Below are 17,289 nucleotides of genomic sequence, written 5' to 3'. Positions count from 1 at the left end.
ACCCTTTATTTATTCAGTTGAAGTGGTTTAGAACACATTGTCAATAAAGCCACACTGTAAAATGTGCTGTGATGGATTCATGGGATGGTCATACAGACTGATATAGGCAATCATGTCGGTCAGATCAGAAACATCCCGTTTATAGTTTTGGGTATAGATGTAAATCTGTTTAGGGCTGTAACGCTTTCCGTTTTGAAAAACCTCTCCGTTAAACACCTTTAAATGCGGATATTGTTGAAAGACCTGCTGGGTCTTGGTTCGTTTTTCATTGTCATGTGCTAAGGCTTGATCCCACTGCTGTTTAAAGCGTTTAAATTGCTGCCCGCTATAGTGACTGAACTGAATCTTTAAACCTTCCTCTAGCTTTCGCTTGGTTTGGGCCATATCATCATTGCGATAAATCGAGGTACTTGCCCCAGCCACACTGACCTGCATCAAAGCCTCGATGCGCTGGATCGGATTGCGTTTATCTTTGGGCAAATAGACCTCAATTTCAGGACAATCCTCACAGTAGTTTTCATCGTCTGGATCATCCACAACAGTTGATTTTTGCTGGGTGTATTGCTGCTTAAATTGTTGTTGCAGCGTTGTTCGCTTAGAGGCTGCGGTATGCGTCCAATCTCCCGTGGCCAATTGATTGCTAAACGACTGTTCTTGCTTGGCCCAATCCAAACAGTTTAAGCCCTGCGCTAATGTCACAGGCTGCACGGTCACTGCCTTGGCGGTCGAAACCGGCTGTGCCACCGCAGTCTGCAATGCCAATAATGAAGCGCTGGTGAGTAAAAATGGTTTTAGCTTAAATCTCATTGGATGATTCTCCTGCTGAGCGTTGTTCTCCTGATAAGTGCTGTTCAGCAGACTGATCATCGACTTTAAACCAGTAGACATAGTCCTCCGCTTTTCCATCTACCAACACGTTCTGCACCTGAACGTCATAGATCACGTTGTATTGCATTGCGCTAAAATGAAATTGCAGATTATTGGCGACTAAACCATAGCTGATATTGTCATACTGGATGTTGCTGATCGTTTGGATGTGCTGATTATCCCGTCTAGTCACGACCAGCTTCGCCTGTGAAAAATCCACCGTATTATTGGCATAGGCATTTTCTGGATTGACTAATATCGACAAGGATAAAGGTTCAGCTTTTGAAAAGAATTTCTTCGGATACACATGATAAGGATAAGCAATCACCCCTTTCGGCATCGTAGTGCTTAAGGTTTGCGATGCATAGGGATAGACCACTTTCATTGCAGCGCCTAAGATGGTCGATACGCTTTTAGCCTCAGTATTGGAGACTTCACCATAGACGGTTTTGCTCAGGAATGGACTCAAGATATGACGTCGATGTCCGATGCTGCTCGAGTTTTTTTCAATCAACCAATTGATCAGATGGGTATCTGCACCATAGCTGGCTAAAGGCTGATAGGCTTGAACAAAGTTCAAGTTCGATGTTGAAGCCCCTTGATAGCCAATATCACTAAAACAGCGCCATGTTCCATCTGGATAATGTGAAGTCTTTTCATTCACTGCCAACAGCATGGAGGCTTGCATCATCTGATCTTCATAGGCTTGGTCATAGCGAACTTTCGGCAGATGGTGTAAGGCACGGATCTCATTCAGGGTATTGATAAACAGCTGCCGCTCCGCCTCACTGGGTCTCCCTGCCTGACAGGCATTCAGATCTTTGTGCTGCTCTGCATCATTCTCAATGACATCCACCACCATCGTGCTATTCACAGGCAGAAGCTGTGAGGTTCCCGCCTGTGTCAGTTTTAAACTACATTTGCCTAAATCTAAGGCTTTTAACTCGCCTTGTTCGAAGTCACAAATACTCGGACTTTCACTGCTAAAACTGAGGGCCAGATCTTGATCCGTCTTTAGGTTCAACTGATAGGCCTGACCTTTGAGAAAGCGCTGGAGCTGTAAGGGTTCAAAGCGTTGTGCTGTCTTGTTTTTACAGATCCCTTCTTGGAGATATTGCGTTTCAGAACACGTGACAGGCTGAGGTGAAGTACCGCCATCGTTTGCTCCATCCGTTCCACCACTATTGGAACCAGTGCTTCCGCCTGAACCACCACCGCCACATCCGGCCATCGCCATACTGATGACCAGCATCAAGGTGCTGGTTCTAATCGATGCTATCCCCGTTTTTGAATGTTTTATCATTTTATTCGCCCTCTTATTCTTAGTTTTTATTGGTAATGATCAGCCGATAGTAATTGGCGGATTTCACTGGCCATTTTTGGGCTACGCCAAGGAAACAACACTTTAAGGCAGTAATGCGGTTTGAATGGGTCGCGTGTTCCAATATTGACTTGGTATTCTCTTTTGACTGGGCTGCGATGTTCGTGATGGTGGATATGCGTTCCCGTCATCGGATTGCTGGTGATTGTGCTGGAATAAGAGACTTTATCTTCAACTAAGTTGAAGTGGCCAACCGAAGTAATATAGTCAAATGGGTATTTCACTAAACGCTGTTCAGGTTCATCAAACAGAATAATGGTTTTATCCTGACTGTTAATCCAGACCCCACGATTGTGATAATTAAACTGTTCACCTTGACGGGTCAGTTGCTCCGTCATGCCTGCAAAGTAAGTATTGCCATATTCATAGAAGTAATAAGTGATCACAAACCACAACAGCCAGATGCCAAAGAATAGAGAGCCAAACCATCCAAAGGAAAAGACTTTAGCCATAATTAAAAAGATGACGATCGGCGCCACAATGCACTTTATAAAGACTTTGGACTTTTGTGGGCGATTTTCGATTGGAATGATTTTTGGTTGAGTGAATTCAGACATCATTGTTCCCCGCATGTTCAATGCAATTGACAATCACAAGGGGATATAAAAATAAGTATTTTTTATAGGCGTGATTGAGCCATCCACCTTAGAGATTGTTCGTGTAAAAATGTTTTTTTAATACCGCTTAAAAATTAAAATCAGTGCTGTATGCCTTGTTTAATGACACAACAAGGTTGAACGAGTGCGGAGGTACAGGGAAGAATAAATAGAAATGACATAAGAAATTCCTTTGTTTAGAACAAGAAATTCTGCCAGTTACTGCTAAATAATGGTGGCAGAACGAAAGAGGGTTAGCAGACTGGTAAACAAAGAAACCAGCACGTACAAAGACGTCCCCCTTCCGCCCTACCATAGAGAAAAGGGGGACGAGTGGGTACAGCAGAATATAAAGTCAAACTTTATATTCCTTCTTTGTTTACAGGGTCTGCTAAAACCCACTGGCAATGTAGGCCAGCGAGCTCATATTAGATTTATCCAGCGCTTTAGTCAATTTCGAAATACGATAAAATTCACATTATTCGATTAAATGAATTTAGTTGAGTTGCTGACTTCAGCGATAAACCCAAAATTAATACAATCCATTAAATGCTTTTGATATTCATATATTTTTTTCATTTCTTCTTGGGTAGTTATAAATATTACCGAAATCATGATCCATTCTTATAGATTAATTGTACCACACTCGACACACTATAACTTGATGATGGAGAAAACATACTAATCTTCGAATTCTCACCTAGAAAATGGTGATAGCCTTCGCCTACTAATGAATATAAAGCACTAGTACTCAATGTTTAAGGTGTCTTAATAAGTGCAAATTATAACTAAAAAGTACCAATCTAAATATCATCTCCAAGTTATAGGGGATTTGAAACAACACTCTTTAATCATAATAATGTGAAATTAAAAGCTTTCAAGATCAAAAGAAATGAATCACATGAAATTCATAAAAAATTCTTGGGAAGATCTATTTATAAAATATTCACTCTATCACCATCTCAAGAGGATTAAAGCTAAGTGTCATAGAATTAAATCATTTGTGATAAAGTTAAAACAAAGAACATTTGGAATCGAGTCAATCAAGTGCATACTCATATATCCCTTCTTAATAAACTTACAGAATGAACCAGTCCTTGCACTCAAGTTTATTTAGATAGAGTAACCCGAATTATCGTATTGATGAAAAAGTGTAGCAAATTGCTACACTTTTTCATTTCTCTCTACCAGCTCTTTCAATAAAATTTCAAGTTTATCTAGACTAGCATTGTCAATACTCGAAATATTTAGAGAAACCTTTAACTGCTTATCATTGAACTTGATATTACCAGCGACTTTTCCAGCGTACTCAATTTTTTTTACCACCGATGTTGATGCTGTTTCTTGATTACCCTGTGTAAGTATTTTTTCTGCATGAGATACGGCTTTCGTTTGTTCAAGCTTCCCAAGCTTAACTTTATTCCAAGCATTAATTAAAGCTTCTTCTGCCAATTCTTTTAAGTCTGCATGATCAGATAAAAATTTTTTAAACGCTGTAGCTGCAGTTCGACCAAGCAGTTGCGGATCTTGAGCTAAGTCCCCCAGAACTACCTCAGGCAATTTTTCAAATGCCAAATATTTATACATATCTTCACGATTTAGGCCTAAAGATTTGGCTAAACGTTGCTTATTCTTTTTTAAACTCTCATCCAAGCCATTCAGTCCGATATAAATTTCAAAATCGGTTAAATCTTGGCGTTTTAAATTTTCTGCTAATGTTAGCAAAGATGCTTCTTCGTCATTAGCATCTATGATAATCGCTTCAATTGTCGATTTTTTCAAAAGTTCATGAGCGCGTAATCGACGTTCACCAGCAATCAGTTCAAATTTTAAATTTTCAAGCTTTCTGACTGTAATAGGCTGGAGTAATCCAACTTCATCAATAGACTCAGATAGTTCTTTAATCTCCTGCGGATCAAATTTTTTTCGTGGCTGGTACGGACTCCGTGAAATGTCTTCTATAGGGACATTTCTTCTGAATTCCTTCAACTCTTTAATATTATCTTTTTGAGCTAGCTGATGTTTTTGAGTATTTTGTTTTAGCTTTTGAGCTAAAAGTTCTTTTGCAGTGGCCATAAATATCCCAATCAGTTAACTTTTTTTAATATTTCTTCTGCTAAACGTTCGAAAGCTTTGCGAACTTTCCCGCTTTTATCTAGTTTTAGAAGTGATTGTTGCATAATAGCTGCTTGATTCACTTTTGTGCTTTGTGGAATTGTTGTTTCCAGTATATGACCTACTTGTTTATATGCTTCATCACGGATCAACTTACAAACATTTTGGCGTTCATCATGTTTAATTAGTAAAGCTCCTAAAAGTTTAAGTTCAGGATTAATGCGTTTGATTTTTTCCAAATGATTTAACAGGTCGGTAACACCGTATAATCCATACTGTGATCCAGATTCAATTGGAATAACTACATGAGTAGATGATGCCAAAGCATTACTAGTCAAAAGTTTTAAACTTGGAGGACAATCAATTAAGATAAAATCATAAAGATCTTTTAAAAACTCAAGTTTAGTTGCTAATTCTTCTGAAGGTCTTGGCGCATCTTCTTTAAGTTGATCTTCCGTTTTACCTAAATTAAGTGAACCATAAATAAGTGATACATTTTCAAAATTTGTATCTTCTTCAAGGGCATCGGTAAGTAATGAAACATCACCTATTAATAGTTCCGCAGTTGTAACACCAACTTCACTTGGATGACGTAATCCTATATGCAAACTAGCATTAGCTTGAGGATCTAGATCTATAACTAATACTTTTTTACCAAAGTTTGCCAGTTCAGAAGCTAAATGAACAACTGTTGTTGTTTTACCACAGCCGCCTTTGTGATTTGCAACAGCAATAATTTTTGCAGACATACTTGTCAAGTCATTCTATATTTCAATAACTAACTAATATAAATAACTTTGCCCTAAGTTACTATACCTTTTGAATTTATAAAATTTGATTGTATGTATGCAATACAATTTTTAAATTTAAAATTTTACATAGCTAGCTTATTAATAATTAAAGTTAATTTATAATTAAGTTAATTTATAATTAGAGTATTTTTTATTATTATATTTCAATTGGTTATATCTGTAAAGGTGGAGGTTTTGTCATTGATAAGTGGAATACATGTCACTAATAAGTGGAGTATTAGTCATTGATAAGTGGAATACTTGTCACTAATAAGTGGAAACAAAATCACCTAAAAGTGCGGTGTATGTCACCACAGTGGAATACTTGTCACATATTTTTATTAATTTGCATAATTTTCATATTAACTTCCAGTAATTCAATATTTTATTTTGTGGATATTTTTTAAAATTCAGTCTTTATAGTGGAATATTTGTCACTTTGTAATATTTATCTGTGGGTAAAAAGAAGTGTTATTTAATTGTAAGATTCAGTTTTATTGGCTATTAGGGAAAAACGTGGAAAACTTATCATCTATGCTTATAACCTTGTCTAAAATTTAAGCTAAACAATTAAGTTTATTATCAATACTAAATTTCTAACATATTTAAAGGTGGAAAACTTGTCATACTATCGAACTTTAAGTGAATAATAAAAAATCATCTAGCAATCCTAGTGATTAAACTTTACCTAATTTGAAATCCTAAATCTATTAAAAGTGGAATGTTTGTCACTATCAGTATAATAAAATGACATTATGGTGGAATAGTATATATATTTTCCACTTTATGGTGACGATTATTCCACTTTAAAGTTTTAAGGTGAAAGTGTTGAAAATTTTTCCACTTTTGTATATAAAATTACCCATACACATTAAAACCGCTATTTTGATAGCGAATATGCTCTATGACTGAAGTACATCAAATCAATGAACAATTGGATTCAATCCCATATTGCATAGGCAATATTCGTCAAAACGGTGTTGTAAGCACAAGTAATCGCTTGATAAGGCCTATTGAGCTTTCAGCAAATGAATACAAAGCATTGCTTTATGCAATGGCTGTTGCAAATTATGGGGAAAAAAATAATGCGGATAAAGAAATCACTGAACAAACATATATCTATTTATATAAAGATGATTTAGCAGATCTATTAGGTTTGAGTAAGCGGAATTCTATAAATGTCGCAATTGACCGTATTTATAAAGAATTATCCTCAAGAGTAGCGCACTTCGTTATTGAGGAGCCCGTTGATGATGGGCGAAAAAAAACAAAAAAAGTGCATTCCGTTGTTCCAATAATACGCGAACTTCGATGGGAGGATGATTCTAAGAATGCACTTCAGATTCGATTCACAAGTGAGGTGCTTCCATACTTTACCCAACTGGCTGGAGGAAACTTTACAACATATCAGTTGAAGCATTTGTTTGCACTTGATTCTGTTGCTAGCATGAGTCTTTATACTTACTTTATTAAAAACGAATTTAAATTTAATACTCAGGAAACATACGAAGTGCCACTCCTCTTAGAAAATCTTAAGGCACTTATTGATATTAATGAAACTAAGTATGATCGCTGGGTAGACTTCAGAAGATATGTATTAGATAAAATTGTTGCAGAAATTAATGAAAATACTGACCTACAGTTGGAATATGAAACAGTAAAAAAAGGACGACCAATTGTAGGTGTTAAATTTAAACTGCATCATAGAGGTTTTGATAAGAGTGAAATTGAAGATAAGAAGACAGAAAAGCTTAAAATTTATTTAGATGTACCTTTCGAAGATAATGCAGAAGTTAAAGAATTAGGTGCTAAGTTTGATACTACGGTTCGTTCCTGGTATATCTCAAATGATGATGCTAACTGTATGCAATTAAAAAAATGGTTCAAAGCTATAGGCTGTTTAACGGACTCTCAAGCAAATGTTGTAATAAATGATTCATTATTTCAAATGGATTTTGCGGAAGTTGGTATGAGCTTGGCTGATTTCAAGCGAAAGATGAAACATAAGCTTAAAACAGATCGTATATTTGTTGAAAGTATCAAAGAACGTTTAAATGAAATCTTTGGTAAAAATGTTATTTGAAAGTGTAGCAAGTTGCTACACTTCTTTATGTTCAGGTTTATTGCAATATTTGGTGTAATGTGAAAAAAGGGGTTCCATTTATACTAGATTCACTGCACTATCGTATGAAATATTTATAATTGAGCATAAAGAAGTATATATTTTATTGAAAACTGAATAAGTACACTAACAAATAAAATGAATAGTTCTTTAACATATGAACGGTCTAAGTTTTTTAATTTACTAAATCAAGGTAAGTTCAAGCACTTATCGCTAAATTTTAATTTGCATTTTCGAAGGTACAATATATGAGCGTATTATCTTTTTTACAGTCCAATTTTTTGTAAAGGTAGGGTACTACACCTAAAGATGGATAAAAATTTTTAAGAACTCTAATTAACCCGAATAGTGGATAAGAAATGGACTTGAAAAACAGAAGGACTAGAGCCATCAGTTGAGTTACCACACAAAACTCACAACTCTAGTTCTGATGTTCAATAGTACCGAATTATTCTGTGTAATTGATGATTTCTTTCTTAAATTTTAAGCAACTTATTGGAAATTTCTCAAGCAAAACAATCACTGCTTAAGAATCCGAAAAGTGCAACTGAGTATCTCTGAAATCCTCTTTATCGCCATTTGGTATAAGTGTTCTCACTTCAATAATTTCAAAGCATTTTTTTCATGGCTGAAACAGCATAAAAGTCATTTATTTAAGAGCTTACCTTGTTATCAGCGCATGATTCACCTGATTAATATGCATCAATTAGCACTACATGCTTTACATGTAGTTGTAATGAAAGCTAGAGGTGGTCCCACATGTTTGAACAACTAAAAGCTTATTTATAAGTGATACTCTGCTCTAGTTAAGCTACCTTATTTTGTTGTGGTAGCTGGTCATAGTAAAACTCATCTGGAGTCATTTTGTCCAGACTCGAATGAGGTCGTTTCAAATTATAAAATTCAAAATATGCGTTTAATTGCTTCTTCGCATCCAAAACATTGCTGTAGGCTTTGAGATACACCTCTTCATATTTAACGCTCCGCCATAATCGTTCAACCATCACATTATCAACCCATCGACCTTTACCATCCATGCTGATTTGGATGTCATTTGATTTCAATACATCAATAAATGCATCACTGGTAAACTGACTGCCTTGGTCTGTATTAAATATTTCAGGTCGACCATATTTTTCAATAGCTTCATTTAATGTTTCTATGCAAAATGTAACCTCCATACTAATCGATACTCTATGCGCAAGTACCTTGCGGCTATGCCAATCAATCACAGCACATAAATAAACAAAGCCTTTTGCCATAGGGATATACGTTATATCCGTAGACCACACTTGATTACTGCGCTGAATAGCCAATCCTTTGAGCAGATATGGATATTTGCGGTGAGCTTGATTAGCCTGGCTTAAATTTGGTTTGCAATATAACGCATTAATGCCCATTTTCTTCATTAAAGTACGTGTATGACGTCGTCCTATATGATGTCCTTGACGATTCAACAAATCACGCATCATACGGCTACCTGCAAAAGGGTATTGCATATGTAACTCATCCATACACCGCATCAGCTTCAGATCTGATGCACTCACAGGTTTTGGGCGATAGTAATAACAACCACGGGAGACTTTCAGCAGCTGAGCTTGCTTAGATACTGAAATCTGAAGTGAGTCATCGATTAACTTTTGTGGTTGAAGCGGCCCAGTTTCTTCAACACACCTTCTAAAAAATCAATTTCTAATGCCTGCTCACCGATTTTTGCATGTAGTTTTTTTAGATCGATGGGTGGTTCTGTTGGAGCTTTTGATTGATCGAAAGCTTGCGAGGAAGCTGAAATCAGTTGATTTTTCCAGTCGATAATTTGGTTTTGATGAACATCAAATTCAGCACTCAATTCAGCAAGTGTTTTTTCTGCTTTAATCGCAGCAAGTGCTACCTTAGCTTTAAAATCATTTGAATGATTTCTTCTTGGTCTACGTGCCATAAAATACTCCATATATTGATGTTTATAACATCATTTGGGGAGCAAAATATCACTTATAAGTGTTGTTCAAATTTCCTGATCCACCTCTGCTCAACATAGCCAATATTTATGGATTGATTCAACGACTCTACCTGCCTGTAAAAATCAGCATATTCAGCGTCATAAATCATTAGCCAAGATCGCATCTCGAGGTAAAAGTTCAATGGGGTGGTTTTATGGCTTTAAAGTACATATCGTGATGAATCAATTCGGAGAGATCGTTAGCTCAGGCTTATCCAATGGGCATGTTGCTGACATTAAAATGGTTGAACAATTAGCTGAATGTTTACAGGGGCTTTGTTGCACAAACCTATCTGTAAAGGGTTTTTCAGCGATATAATTTTCAAATGAAGAAGCCTACACACAAAATCTACCGCACAACCAATTGGCCCGCATATAACCGAGCACTCATGAGTCGCGGAAATATTGCCATTTGGTTTGATCCTGCTACGCAATGGTATGCGCCATCAAAAGGCAAACAAGGGCGAAATCAAACCTACTCCGACGCAGCCATCCAATGCTGCTTAATGATTAAATCCTTATTCCGTCTGTCTTTACGTATGGTCACTGGCTTTGTGCAAAGTCTGATTAAACTTTGCGGATTAAATTGGATAGCTCCAGATTACACCACGCTTTGTAGAAGACAAAAGCATATTGATATTGTAATCAGCTACCAAAAAAGTAGCGATGGGCTGCATCTACTGATGGACTCTACAGGCATGAAGTTTCTAGGCGAGGGCGAATGGAAACGCAAGAAACATGGACCTGAATATCGTCGCCAATGGCGTAAACTTCATATTGGTATAGATGCTAAAACCCTACAAATACGAGCAGTTCAGCTTACAACCAATAATGTCAGTGATTCACAGGTGCTTGGTGATTTACTTAATCAGATTCCACAAGATGAGCAGATTAACTCTGTTTATACCGATGGAGCTTATGACACCAAGCAATGCCGTCAGGTCATTGCAGATCGGCAAGCGCATGCGGTGATTCCACCTAGAAAAAATGCGAAACCATGGAAAGATACAAAGAGTAGCTCGCTAGAGCGAAATGAATTACTTCGAACAATTATACGTTTAGGCAGGACACTATGGAAAAAATGGTCAGGCTATGATCGGCGAAGTTTGGTTGAAACTAAGATGCATTGCATCAAATTATTAGGAGATAAACTCAGTGCAAGGAGTTTTGATAGCCAAGTGAATGAGATCCATGCACGTGTAGCAGTCCTTAACAGATTTACGGAATTAGGTCGACCACTTACCCAAGTTACGCCTTAAATTTGGCTCAATTAGGGGCGCTTTGCATTTCAAATCTTTGTGCAACAAAGCCCTCAAGTTATATCAACTGAAGATTATGTTAGCTAAAGATTAAGATTTTAATATTGTACTTTATTTATAACTTTTATTATAATAATCAATATCATAAATCAAATCATGATAGAGTTAAGCGCTCTATCATGGTTTTTTGTTACTTTGACTCACCTAAAACAAGTTGCCTAACTTTAACTGCTTTCTCGAAGTGATCTAATTTGTGTTTCATAATCCACCACTGAGCAGCCTCCATCAATAGTTCTGGGTTATCGTTTTTGTTCTTGAAGAAAGCGTAAAATGATAGACCAACATTTTCCCCTTTCTTCTCAATTTTCTCGTTGCATCCACGAATAAAAATTTCTTTTAATTCATCTCTCATTCCCGATGTATCCTAATTTTTCAATATCTTTAAAAACCGCTTAACGCCAGATCGATTTAGTTCACCGTTCCCAACACTGGAATCATTCTAGGTCCAGCCTGTCTCGCCTTACCAATAATTTCCACCAGTTCATCATAAGTCAGCTCAAACTTATCCTCACTGTCAAAAACATAGACCATATTCTTGTCTTTGAATTCTTCAGGTGTAGGCGGTACAAAACGCTTTGGAATTAAAATCTGCGCCAATTGTTCATTTGAAAGTTTATAAATATGCATTGTCTTATCTCACTCTAACGAGTTCATTCCATTCGGTTAAGTAGTTCGGGGATTTGCGTTCTTGATTCATTTGCCAGTGCTCTTCTTTGCGCCCGCATAAACCCAAGGACAGCGTGTTCTTGCCATACTTGTGGGTGATGTGATTTAAGGCGTCGGAGAGCTTGGCTCGCTTAATCTGTAGCGAATAATCGGTAAATAGGTCAGGGGAGAATTTTGCTTTCGGGACAATCTCCATCAGGATGATTCCCGCCTTTTTATACTTAAAGCCGGGTTTGAATATTTCATCAATGGCCTGCATGGCTATACGGGTAATCTCTAAAACATCGTCGGAGTGCTCGGGCAGCTGCATAATCACGTAAGGTGTGTATTTTGCACATTTATCAAAGCGACCTGTCTGAATAAACACCCCAATCATCTTGCATAAGGACATATCATCACGAAGTCTTGAGACAGCTCTCTGCACGTATAAGCGCACTGAAGATTTGATGTTTTCAATGTCGTAAATGGGTTGGCCATAAGATTGGCTGCTGATGATTTGCTTTTTAGCAGGTGAATCGCTCTCTATATCGATGCATGAGATCCCATTCAATTCGCGTACGGTCTTTTCCATGATAATGCTGAACTGCATTTTAATTTCTGCCGGGTGCGCTTGAACTAAATCCAAAACTGTACGGATATTCATTGCATTAAGCTTTTTACAGTTCTGACGCCCAACACCCCAAACCTCGCCAACGTCGATCTGTGCAAGCATGGCCTCAGTAGAGCAAGGATCCATATCGACTAGATTGCATACCCCATTAAAAAACTTATTCTTCTTGGCTAGATGGTTGGCAATTTTTGCTTCAGTTTTTGAGCGTCCAATGCCCACACAGCAGGGTAAAGTGAGCCACTGCCAAGCAGTTTTACGAATGTCTTGGGCATAGTCGGTTAAATCAAATAAATGCTCATAGCTGGTGAGATCCAAGAAGCATTCATCAACTGAATAAATCTCTTGTTCTCCTGGTGCAACATACATCCCCAGTAAAGTCATAAAACGACGAGACATGGCTCCATAAAGGGCAAAGTTGCTGGAGAACACCTGAACATCATGCTTCTTGATGATGTCTTGAATTTGGAATACTGGCACACCCATTTTAATGCCAATATCTTTGGCTTCTTGGGAACGTGCCACGGCACAACCATCATTACTCGAGAGAACAATGACCGGACGATTATTAAGGGACGGATTAAAAATACGCTCACAACTGACGTAGCAGTTATTCACGTCAACTAACGCGAATATACGATTTTCAGCTTTCATTTTTTATACTTCTTATTTGCTGGTAGAGCGTCTATAAAATTGCTTGAGGTTGAAGGTCACAACCCCTTGGATGGAGATAGACTGACTGTCTTTCGGAATTATATGCTCGTAAGCTGGGTTTTCAGCTCTTAGCCAAATAGGGGGAAGTTCATAGTCTTCATCCCCAAACATTTCTTTGATTTCTTGTTTTGACATCTTAGCGGTCATCATTAACCGCTTAAGTGTTATTTCACGCTCATCGATGAGGGCTAAAACGATATCTCTATGCTGTGCTGTAATGCTCTTATCGACCAAGAAAGGGTCATCAATTTCAAAGCCAGCGTAAAGCATAGACTCACTATCAACCCGCCCCATGAACGTCGATATTGGGTTAAAAATAAGGAAGTCATTTAAGTCGATCGACTTATCGATATGGTCTTTGGTACCAAAAGCAGGACCAGCAGAAAAACGTTCAAGTGCAGACGGAATTTCGAGGCGGGTTTTGACTGAAATTTCTTTAAGATCAAACTTAGAACCTAGCTCATGCTCTTTTTGTATTTTTTCAAATACAGTATTGACTGTAGGACTTGGAGCGCCATCTGGGCCCATAAGTGTTTGAAGGAATGACCAGACGTCATCCGAGAAATAGATCGGTAGTTTCTTTGACATGTTTGACTCCTACGCTACGAGGCGTGTTTGGAACTGAACTCTTTTTTTAGGATAGTCGGTGGCAAATTAAATTTCAAATTTAAAAGCTGTGGATAATCAATGCACCTTCAAATTAAATTAGGTTGAGCACCATTTTCGGATAAGCGGGATTTAGGGAAGGAGATGTACTCATCCTGCATTTCAAAGAAGAATTCATGCGCCTCTTTAAAGCTGCAATTCAGCCATTCTTTGCGGTATTCATCAGGGATTACGATGATCGAACGCTTCTCATCTTTAGGCTTATGGAATTGCTTCATGAAAGGGTGTTTATCAGCATTGATAGTGAGCATACTCATCGATCGGATTTGCTCTCCATTGATGACAGCATTCTCGTATATGGCCGCCACTGTAAAGGGCATGCCATCTTCACGAGCAATCCCATACCAGTGAGATTTCCCGTCAATATATTTAGGTTCAAAGATGGTTTCGACTGGAATCAAGCCAAACTGAGACTTATGCCAAGCTTCCCTAAAACTGGGTTTCTCAGCGACCGTCTCAGTCCGGGCATTGTATGTGTACTTGCCGAAATTCTTTTCCTTGGCCCATTTGGGAATCATTCCAAAATTAACTGATCTCCATTCGATCTTGCCGTCATTGGAAAAGATCAAAGGTGAAGGATAGTTCGGGAAAATGTCTTCAGGGAACTCCAACTGATCAGGCTCAGGGAGATCTAGGAGAAATGCACGATTCTTTCTGATCGCTTCGAAATTTGCGCACATAGACTTATCCCTGTTTATTCTTTATGATCGTCGATCAAATAATAGCCCAAATAGAAATAAAAATTACTTTTAAAAAAAATCGTTAAAACAATATAGTAGCGGAAGTTTCAAAATTATTTTCTTATTGAAAAATACAGAGGAAAATGAAGAAGTTTTTAGAGGTATCTATTTGATGTGGTCACTGAAGAACAGCTTAATTAATTCATAATAAACTTAAAGTGCTAATTACTATAAAGGTAGGATTGCGTAACATATCTATTATTGATAGATAGAGCCTGATGTCATATCTATTATTATAGTATTTCACGTGATGGAACCGACATGATTAATAAGCAAAATCCAGAATCAAAACCTCAAAAAGAATCAAACGATGACAAGGGTGATCAGAAAACCTATCAGAATCCAGATCCTCAGAAAAAACCAAATGAAGAGCCTGAGAATCCACTTAAAGAGCAAAAGTAGATCAAAAAGCCCTCGTCGAGGGCTTTTTGAAATCAAATACTTACACTACTTTTAATCTCAAATAAATTCATGCTGGAATAGCTGCGACAACTTTTTCTCTATCCCACAAACGGTGATTTTGAATAGCTTGTTTGAATTGATCTTGGATCTCTTTAAAATTTTGAGTAGAGAATAGAGCTGCATCCTTCGTGAGCTGAAACTCATCTATTAAAGCGCATTTATCACCCAGGAAAACAATGGGCTTGAGATGTTTATATGTCTCTAATACATAATGTTTAGAAACTCCATCAGCCTTAAATACTTCTAAATTATTCCCATCAATCACGATTACGGCATCATAAGTCACTGAAGGCTCGCCATTTTGTCTTCCATCTACTGGTATTTCATTGCCATCACTAGATTTAACAGGGGCTGCGTTCGGTGCTAAAGTTTCCACAATAGCTTTTTCTGCTTCAGCCCATATTTTAATATCATCTATTGATGACGCATTTACACCGTTATGAACGAGCAAGGCAATTTTTCGCTGTTTAATATCAGATGCAGGAAAAGATGAGGTACTTAATCTTTTCGAAGATGCAATTACGGGTTGGTGCAGACTATCTTGCTGTTTAGGGGGAGTTTTAATACCTAACTCTTTCGCAACATATTCAGCTAAGTCCAAGTCAATATTAGCTAAGACAGCGTAAACTACACGTCTGCGGATATCTTCCGATTTAACCTTAGATAATTCAAAAGAATATGCATCCTTAATATGCTGTTGTTCATGTTTTTCCAAACTATGGTAGTGCATTGTGGCTTGCGAGAAATGATCAGCGAAACTTTCTGGTCGAACTCTTAGTTTGCTGCCTTGTACTTCTTCAGGATGTGTCTTGAAGGCACCACTGTCATTAGGTGATTCTCTTGGCCAATTTTCATCAACAGAATTAGGTTCATAATTTGCCTTTCCTTTATAAACTTCGTGATTAGCATAACCACCTCGTCTATTCGTATGAAAAGGACAAACGGGTTTGTTAATTGGAATTTGATTAAAATTTACCGTACCTAGTCTGTGTAAGTGAGTATCCGTATAGCTAAATAGCCGTCCTTGTAAAAGGGGGTCATTACTAAAATCTATACCTGAGACAATATTTGCAGGACTAAAAGCAACTTGTTCTGTCTCTGCGAAAAAATCATCTGTATTTTTGTTTAAAACAAATTTACCTAGTGGAGTGACTGGTACAAGTTCTTCTGGGATTAATTTTGTAGCATCTAAGACATCAAAGTCCCATTGTTTTGCATCTTCTTCAGAGAAAATTTGTGCGCCTAATTCCCATTCCGGGTAATTGCCACGCTCAATAGCATCCCACAGATCACGTCTGTGAAAATCGGGATCTTTGCCATTAATTTTTAGGGCTTCATCCCAGACGACTTGAGCTACCCCTTGCTTTGGAGTCCAATGGAATTTCACTAAGAATGCTTCATTATTCTTATTAATCAATCTAAATGTATGAACACCAAAACCTTGTATAGAGCGTAGATTTCTTGGAATTGCTCTATCTGACATTATCCAAGTAGTCATATGTGATGCTTCGGTGTTTAAAGAAATAAAATCCCAGAAAGTATCATGGGCAGATTGACCAGTTGGAACTTCATTGGCATCTTCTGGTTTTACTGCATGAACAAAGTCCGGAAATTTAATAGCATCCTGAATGAAGAAGACAGGGATATTATTCCCCACCAAATCATAATTTCCTTCTTCAGTATAAAATTTTATAGAAAAACCTCGTACATCTCGAACGACATCAGCCGAACCTCGCCCACCTTGAACTGTAGAAATACGGACAAAGATAGGGGTTTGATTATTTGTGTCCGTTAGGAACTTGGCTTTAGTCCATTTTTCATTACCGGTATAAGCTTGAAAGTAACCATGAGCACCGACCCCTCGAGCATGTACAACACGTTCTGGAATACGCTCACGATCAAAATGAATAAGTTTATCCCTTAGAAGAAAGTCCTCGAGAAGAGTAGGGCCTTTCTCATTAATTTTTAGACTATTTTGATTATCAGCTACGGGAACACCTAAAGAAGTGGTAAGAGTTTTACCTATAGGATCCACGTATGCTTCCTCAGAAAGCTGGTCGATTTTTGGTGTATTTGGTTCTTTCATATCACATTCTCTTATACATTTGCTTTATAACGTTTTATGAAAATAAGTATTTATTTTCACGTAAGTTAATGGCTTATTTGTTGACGGATATTTTGTGCTTATACAATTTAATAGGTTATCTACAATCGAATATGAGTTACTTGCCAGAAAACTCTTTT

15 protein-coding genes and 2 pseudogenes are annotated in these 17,289 nt (G+C 37.5%); 5 read left to right on the top strand and 12 right to left on the bottom strand.

Annotation, left to right across the window (positions count from 1 at the left end):
• Positions 1 to 27: 27 nt before the first annotated feature.
• From L3V46_RS22410 to L3V46_RS22390, 5 genes are all read right to left on the bottom strand, one after another.
• Positions 28 to 807, bottom strand: coding sequence for a hypothetical protein (locus tag L3V46_RS22410; protein ID WP_034616950.1), 780 nt, complete (start codon positions 805 to 807; stop codon positions 28 to 30).
• A complete protein-coding gene (locus L3V46_RS22405) occupies positions 797 to 2,170 on the bottom strand; it encodes a CAP domain-containing protein (protein ID WP_034616953.1) in 1,374 nt (457 codons plus the stop codon). Before L3V46_RS22405 ends, L3V46_RS22410 begins: the two co-directional genes overlap by 11 nt.
• 26 nt (positions 2,171 to 2,196) lie before the next feature.
• The gene (locus L3V46_RS22400; protein WP_034616974.1) at positions 2,197 to 2,805 is read right to left on the bottom strand and encodes a hypothetical protein; all 609 of its coding nucleotides are present in this window, start codon (positions 2,803 to 2,805) and stop codon (positions 2,197 to 2,199) included.
• A 1,203-nt stretch (positions 2,806 to 4,008) separates the two neighbouring features.
• Positions 4,009 to 4,920 (bottom strand): ParB/RepB/Spo0J family partition protein, encoded by a 912-nt coding sequence (locus L3V46_RS22395; protein ID WP_005331533.1) that lies wholly within the window; start codon positions 4,918 to 4,920, stop codon positions 4,009 to 4,011.
• An 11-nt stretch (positions 4,921 to 4,931) separates the two neighbouring features.
• Positions 4,932 to 5,708, bottom strand: a complete 777-nt coding sequence (locus L3V46_RS22390; protein ID WP_005401940.1) for an AAA family ATPase — start codon at positions 5,706 to 5,708, stop codon at positions 4,932 to 4,934.
• A gap of 946 nt (positions 5,709 to 6,654) precedes the next feature.
• Here L3V46_RS22390 and L3V46_RS22385 point away from each other — a divergent pair.
• Together L3V46_RS22385 and L3V46_RS22380 are read left to right on the top strand one after the other, a co-directional pair.
• Entirely contained in the window at positions 6,655 to 7,833 is a 1,179-nt protein-coding gene (locus tag L3V46_RS22385) for a replication initiation protein (RefSeq protein WP_005324312.1), read from the top strand.
• 469 nt (positions 7,834 to 8,302) lie between these two features.
• A pseudogene (locus L3V46_RS22380) lies at positions 8,303 to 8,614 on the top strand (IS982 family transposase); the annotation flags it as partial.
• Between the two features lie 64 nt (positions 8,615 to 8,678).
• Here L3V46_RS22380 and L3V46_RS22375 read toward each other — a convergent pair.
• Positions 8,679 to 9,811 (bottom strand): IS3 family transposase gene (locus tag L3V46_RS22375; RefSeq protein ID WP_225367773.1). Its coding sequence is split into 2 segments (ribosomal slippage): positions 8,679 to 9,559 and positions 9,559 to 9,811, totalling 1,134 coding nucleotides; the frame shifts between segments, so codons are not numbered across the junction.
• A 97-nt stretch (positions 9,812 to 9,908) separates the two neighbouring features.
• Between L3V46_RS22375 and L3V46_RS22370 the strand changes: the two are divergent.
• Both L3V46_RS22370 and L3V46_RS22365 read left to right on the top strand, forming a co-directional pair.
• A pseudogene (locus L3V46_RS22370) lies at positions 9,909 to 10,127 on the top strand (transposase); the annotation flags it as partial.
• 70 nt (positions 10,128 to 10,197) lie between these two features.
• A complete protein-coding gene (locus L3V46_RS22365) occupies positions 10,198 to 11,130 on the top strand; it encodes an IS5-like element ISAba12 family transposase (RefSeq protein ID WP_121774697.1) in 933 nt (310 codons plus the stop codon).
• 190 nt (positions 11,131 to 11,320) lie between these two features.
• On the opposite strand, the gene L3V46_RS22360 is transcribed toward L3V46_RS22365, so the two are convergent.
• The 5 genes from L3V46_RS22360 to L3V46_RS22340 all read right to left on the bottom strand — a co-directional run bounded on the left by L3V46_RS22360 (position 11,321) and on the right by L3V46_RS22340 (position 14,523).
• Positions 11,321 to 11,542 (bottom strand): DUF6500 family protein, encoded by a 222-nt coding sequence (locus tag L3V46_RS22360; RefSeq protein WP_005324298.1) that lies wholly within the window; start codon positions 11,540 to 11,542, stop codon positions 11,321 to 11,323.
• 56 nt (positions 11,543 to 11,598) lie between these two features.
• Positions 11,599 to 11,817 (bottom strand): hypothetical protein, encoded by a 219-nt coding sequence (locus tag L3V46_RS22355; RefSeq protein ID WP_005324296.1) that lies wholly within the window; start codon positions 11,815 to 11,817, stop codon positions 11,599 to 11,601.
• Between the two features lie 4 nt (positions 11,818 to 11,821).
• Entirely contained in the window at positions 11,822 to 13,117 is a 1,296-nt protein-coding gene (locus L3V46_RS22350) for a Y-family DNA polymerase (protein WP_034617038.1), read from the bottom strand.
• A 12-nt stretch (positions 13,118 to 13,129) separates the two neighbouring features.
• Entirely contained in the window at positions 13,130 to 13,765 is a 636-nt protein-coding gene (locus tag L3V46_RS22345) for a S24 family peptidase (protein ID WP_005324292.1), read from the bottom strand.
• A 107-nt stretch (positions 13,766 to 13,872) separates the two neighbouring features.
• Positions 13,873 to 14,523: an SOS response-associated peptidase family protein gene (locus tag L3V46_RS22340; RefSeq protein ID WP_005324289.1), complete on the bottom strand. Its 651-nt coding sequence runs from the start codon at positions 14,521 to 14,523 to the stop codon at positions 13,873 to 13,875.
• A gap of 321 nt (positions 14,524 to 14,844) precedes the next feature.
• Here L3V46_RS22340 and L3V46_RS22335 point away from each other — a divergent pair, with 321 nt between their 5' ends.
• Positions 14,845 to 14,985, top strand: a complete 141-nt coding sequence (locus L3V46_RS22335) for a hypothetical protein (protein WP_004986534.1) — start codon at positions 14,845 to 14,847, stop codon at positions 14,983 to 14,985.
• A 67-nt stretch (positions 14,986 to 15,052) separates the two neighbouring features.
• On the opposite strand, the gene L3V46_RS22330 is transcribed toward L3V46_RS22335, so the two are convergent.
• Positions 15,053 to 17,131, bottom strand: a complete 2,079-nt coding sequence (locus tag L3V46_RS22330; RefSeq protein WP_239046812.1) for a catalase — start codon at positions 17,129 to 17,131, stop codon at positions 15,053 to 15,055.
• Between the last annotated feature and the right edge of the window lie 158 nt (positions 17,132 to 17,289).

The organism is Acinetobacter sp. AG3 (assembly GCF_022343575.1).
In the GTDB taxonomy this organism is placed as follows: Bacteria; Pseudomonadota; Gammaproteobacteria; order Pseudomonadales; family Moraxellaceae; genus Acinetobacter; species Acinetobacter guillouiae.
Note: the sequence above shows the minus strand (reverse complement) of the source record. Positions and strands in the feature narration are given on the sequence as shown.

What these genes read in the sequence shown, in the direction of transcription:
- L3V46_RS22365 (WP_121774697.1), top strand. Translation starts at nt 10,198, where the DNA reads ATGAAGAAGCCTACACACAAAATCTACCGCACAACCAATTGGCCCGCA.
- L3V46_RS22350 (WP_034617038.1), bottom strand. Translation starts at nt 13,117, where the DNA reads ATGAAAGCTGAAAATCGTATATTCGCGTTAGTTGACGTGAATAACTGC.
- L3V46_RS22330 (WP_239046812.1), bottom strand. Translation starts at nt 17,131, where the DNA reads ATGAAAGAACCAAATACACCAAAAATCGACCAGCTTTCTGAGGAAGCA.
- L3V46_RS22395 (WP_005331533.1), bottom strand. Translation starts at nt 4,920, where the DNA reads ATGGCCACTGCAAAAGAACTTTTAGCTCAAAAGCTAAAACAAAATACT.
- L3V46_RS22385 (WP_005324312.1), top strand. Translation starts at nt 6,655, where the DNA reads ATGACTGAAGTACATCAAATCAATGAACAATTGGATTCAATCCCATAT.
- L3V46_RS22410 (WP_034616950.1), bottom strand. Translation starts at nt 807, where the DNA reads ATGAGATTTAAGCTAAAACCATTTTTACTCACCAGCGCTTCATTATTG.
- L3V46_RS22340 (WP_005324289.1), bottom strand. Translation starts at nt 14,523, where the DNA reads ATGTGCGCAAATTTCGAAGCGATCAGAAAGAATCGTGCATTTCTCCTA.
- L3V46_RS22355 (WP_005324296.1), bottom strand. Translation starts at nt 11,817, where the DNA reads ATGCATATTTATAAACTTTCAAATGAACAATTGGCGCAGATTTTAATT.
- L3V46_RS22400 (WP_034616974.1), bottom strand. Translation starts at nt 2,805, where the DNA reads ATGTCTGAATTCACTCAACCAAAAATCATTCCAATCGAAAATCGCCCA.
- L3V46_RS22335 (WP_004986534.1), top strand. Translation starts at nt 14,845, where the DNA reads ATGATTAATAAGCAAAATCCAGAATCAAAACCTCAAAAAGAATCAAAC.
- L3V46_RS22345 (WP_005324292.1), bottom strand. Translation starts at nt 13,765, where the DNA reads ATGTCAAAGAAACTACCGATCTATTTCTCGGATGACGTCTGGTCATTC.
- L3V46_RS22360 (WP_005324298.1), bottom strand. Translation starts at nt 11,542, where the DNA reads ATGAGAGATGAATTAAAAGAAATTTTTATTCGTGGATGCAACGAGAAA.
- L3V46_RS22405 (WP_034616953.1), bottom strand. Translation starts at nt 2,170, where the DNA reads ATGATAAAACATTCAAAAACGGGGATAGCATCGATTAGAACCAGCACC.
- L3V46_RS22390 (WP_005401940.1), bottom strand. Translation starts at nt 5,708, where the DNA reads ATGTCTGCAAAAATTATTGCTGTTGCAAATCACAAAGGCGGCTGTGGT.